The sequence below is a fragment of the Acidimicrobiia bacterium genome (genome assembly GCA_029210695.1).
GTDB lineage: Bacteria > Actinomycetota > Acidimicrobiia > Spongiisociales > JAHEDJ01 > JAHEDJ01.
In genome coordinates, this window is sequence record JARGFH010000128.1 from 1 (window position 1) to 3,260 (window position 3,260).

General features: G+C 59.2%; 4 protein-coding genes. 2 read left to right on the forward strand and 2 right to left on the reverse strand.

Translation table 11 applies throughout. The features are described 5' to 3' along the window. Positions 1-367 precede the first annotated feature (367 nt). Both P1T08_18540 and P1T08_18545 read left to right on the forward strand, forming a co-directional pair. Positions 368-925: a hypothetical protein gene (locus P1T08_18540; GenBank protein ID MDF1598073.1), complete on the forward strand. Its 558-nt coding sequence runs from the start codon at positions 368-370 to the stop codon at positions 923-925. A gap of 130 nt (positions 926-1,055) precedes the next feature. Continuing rightward, on the forward strand, positions 1,056-1,415 hold the full coding sequence (locus P1T08_18545) for a hypothetical protein (protein MDF1598074.1): 360 nt from the start codon (positions 1,056-1,058) through the stop codon (positions 1,413-1,415). A gap of 26 nt (positions 1,416-1,441) precedes the next feature. On the opposite strand, the gene P1T08_18550 is transcribed toward P1T08_18545, so the two are convergent. Together P1T08_18550 and P1T08_18555 are read right to left on the reverse strand one after the other, a co-directional pair. Continuing rightward, positions 1,442-2,002, reverse strand: a complete 561-nt coding sequence (locus tag P1T08_18550; GenBank protein MDF1598075.1) for a hypothetical protein — start codon at positions 2,000-2,002, stop codon at positions 1,442-1,444. A 34-nt stretch (positions 2,003-2,036) separates the two neighbouring features. Beyond that, positions 2,037-3,173 carry an IS256 family transposase gene (locus P1T08_18555; GenBank protein ID MDF1598076.1) on the reverse strand — a complete coding sequence of 379 codons (1,137 nt, stop codon included), beginning with the start codon at positions 3,171-3,173 and terminating at the stop codon, positions 2,037-2,039. Positions 3,174-3,260 lie beyond the last annotated feature (87 nt).

Genomic DNA, 3,260 nt, shown 5'->3' on the forward strand with positions numbered 1-3,260 from the left:
CGCAGTGAATTACCTACACATCCACCGCGAGGACTTTTGCTGGCCACCAACGAGGACTTTCACATGGCCATGGACACGCATTCGACTATGCGTACTCACGGCTTCAGGTCTACCACCCGTCAAGCACGAAGATCTTCGACCAAAGCACCACCTGCTACTACCTGAACGAGGGCTGTGACAACGTCAAGAGCCCAACGAAGAACTGGCCACAAAGCGGCTCCCACAAGGTCGTTTCGTATGTATGCGGCCGTGATGGAGACCACCGACTGGCCGGCTCCGGCTGGATATGGGGCTGTGCTGCGGAAGAACTCGACCCTCACTCCAATACAGATATCTGGAGCAGTTAGCCAGGAGAAAGGACACAGAAATGACACACGTTGTACGGCGCCAAATGCTGTGGCTGATTCCGATCCTGGCAGTCCTTGCCACCTTTGCCTTGACGGGTGCAGTGTCAGGACACGAAGGATCGGCTCACAGCCGTCCCGTGGATACCGGGGATACGCACCCCTGTTTCCAGTTGCTCGAGGAAGGCCCACGAACCGGTTGGGCTGATGCAGGTCTGGAGAGCGACGCCATACCGGCGGCGTTTTTCGAGCGATATCAGGCAGGATCGCTCCGTTGCCAGGCCGACCACATGACGGGGACCGTACTTTCGGTCTACGTTCCCTTCTACACATCCGATCACAGCTTCGTTGCAGCCTGGCTTGTGAAGGGATCTGCTGACGACACTGGTACGGAAGGCTGGAAGGCGTACCTTCGCACAACACTGGCTGATGAGGACCCCAAGCTCACAACCGTCGGAAACGCGGTTGTAGCTATCGCCGGAACGCCAGAGGGCACCGAGGCTGAACGCCTCATCAACAACCCCAGCGAACCAGCGACTTCTCTCATGGATGAGATCGTAGGACTCCTCGGACACGAGTAGCGGACACGACTAGCGAATACAGCCAAGCACCCCGAGTCTCGTATGTTTGTCAAGGGGGGTTTGGGTTTTGGGGTGGTGGGCGCGTTGAGGTGGCCGGGCATCATCCGGCCGGTTTGGTTCCGGAGTGGCATTGGCGGACACGACAGGGAAGAGTCACCCGCCGGTGGTGGGTGAACTCGTCAAGAAATCCGCACCACGAGTTCACCTCGACAAGCAGATCCACCAGATCGACTGTTGGCAGCAAGGAAGTCACTGCGGTTCGGACCTCATCAAGGTTCTGATCATTGTCTTGAGCTGGCAGCGGCGTGACGACCAGCCGTTCGTTCTCAATGCGCACGTTCGTGCCTTCATCAAGTGCCGCGTCGAGGCTGACGAGGTGCCGGGTGATTTGGTGGGCGAGCCGGCCGACGGCGTCGGCTGGGTTCAGACTCACGCCGGTCTCAGCGGTGTGGTGCTGGCGAAGCCGGTGCCACACCAGGTCGTCAATTGATGTTGAGGAAAGGTGTTGCCACTTCATCATGACTCCCAGACTCGGGCGTTGTCGATGTCGATCTCCCTGTAGGACCCATCAGCCTTGACACTGCTGTAAATGTGGATCTGGATGTCGTAAGCGTCATATCCAGTCGGCAGGTCCATATCCGGGAAATCGCGATTCACCCAGGATGTCGTGGGGGTGTAGGTGCCCCACGAAGAGTAGTGCCACTGCCCTTCCTGAGCGGTGACAGTGTTCTGGTACCGCCCATTCGGATAGAAACAGCCGGCGACCGGGTTAGCGTAGTCTCTGCCTCTCACTCTCATTCTGACGCTCGCGTATCCGGTAGTGGTTCCCGCTGTGTACTTCCGAAGACTCATCCGGGGAGTGAGATCGACCCCTGGTTCTGTGTTGAGCGTCACCGTCTGATAGACGAATGATGTCGACGAGAGCGGCTTCCAGCCGAGAGATCGATACCCGTAATGGGCGGTATCTGTTCGGATCAGCTTGCTGTGTGAGCCGGAGAAACCCCAATACGTGTAGTCGCGTTCGAAACCAATGTTGGAGTGAGTGCCAGCCGCGGCTGAGAAGACCTCGAAGGTCAAGTCCTGAGCTGTCTGTAAACGTGGTGGTGTGAGCTCATGCGGCGATGGTCTTTTCGGTCGGTGTTTTGTCCTCTGTGCTGGTTGGTGGCGGGTCGATTCCGAGTTCTTGGCGGAGTAGGCGGAGTTGGTGGCGTTCGAGGTCGCTGACCGCGATCCTGGACCAGCGGTCGGCGGTGCGGATCAGGGTGGCGAACACGAGCTTCATGGCGGACTTCTCGTCCAACAGTCTCGGGATAACTTTGGTTCGGCGACGTTCCTCGACGAAGGACCGTTCCACAAGATTCGTGGTGCGAACGTTGACGCGATGACGCACCGGTATCCGATGGATCGCCAGAAGCGCCTCAAGATCCTCCTCGAGGCATCTGATTGCGGCGGGGAACTCTCTGCGATACCGGTTGATGACCCGATCCGCCTGGACCCTCGCCGCATCCAACGTGGGGGCGTCCCTGATCGCACGGATCTCGGCCATCACCTCAGGTGCGGTGTCGTCGGCGAGCTTGGCCCGGATGTTGGCGAGGCGATGGAACCAGCAACGGACCCGCACCGACTTGTCGAACACTGATTCGATGGCGTTGATCAACCCTGGTGCACCGTCAGAGGTGACCGAGGTCGGCACCCTGAGGCCCCGTGCGACCATGTGGCGGAAGAACTCGACCCAACACTCCTCGGATTCCTTGTTCCCCACCGCCAGATGGAGCAGATGTTTGCGGCCGTCGCCGTCGACGCCCCACCCCACCAGGACAGCTTCTTTGGCACCGTGGCGGCGCAGCGATTCGTAGATACCATCGACGAACAGATACTCGACCGAAATGTCGGACAGATCCCGAGAGGTGAACGTCTCGTATTGTTCCCACAACCCATCGGTGATCTCCGACACTGCGGTGCGTGAGATCACCAACTCGCCGGTGACGTCCCGGAAGGCGTCCTCGACGTCACGGGTCGACATACCCCGTGCATACATCTCCATCACCAGACGATCCAGGACATCCGAGTTGCCCTCCAAGAACCCCATCAACGTCGAGCGGAACGGCTCCGCAGCGTCACGGACCTGGGGCACCCGGATCGGGATCTTCCCCTCCGCAGTCGTAATCGAACGCGCAACGTATCCGTTACGAGACCCCCGCTGACCCGCATCCGGGTCCCGACGCACGTAACGGCCACGGTCACCCACAAAATCGGTCTGTGTATCGCCCTGGGATTCTTGGAGACTCTTTACCTTGGAAGCGAGGATGGAGTTATGTCAAAGAAACTGCAGGCG

What these genes read in the sequence shown, in the direction of transcription:
- P1T08_18540 (MDF1598073.1), top strand. Translation starts at nt 368, where the DNA reads ATGACACACGTTGTACGGCGCCAAATGCTGTGGCTGATTCCGATCCTG.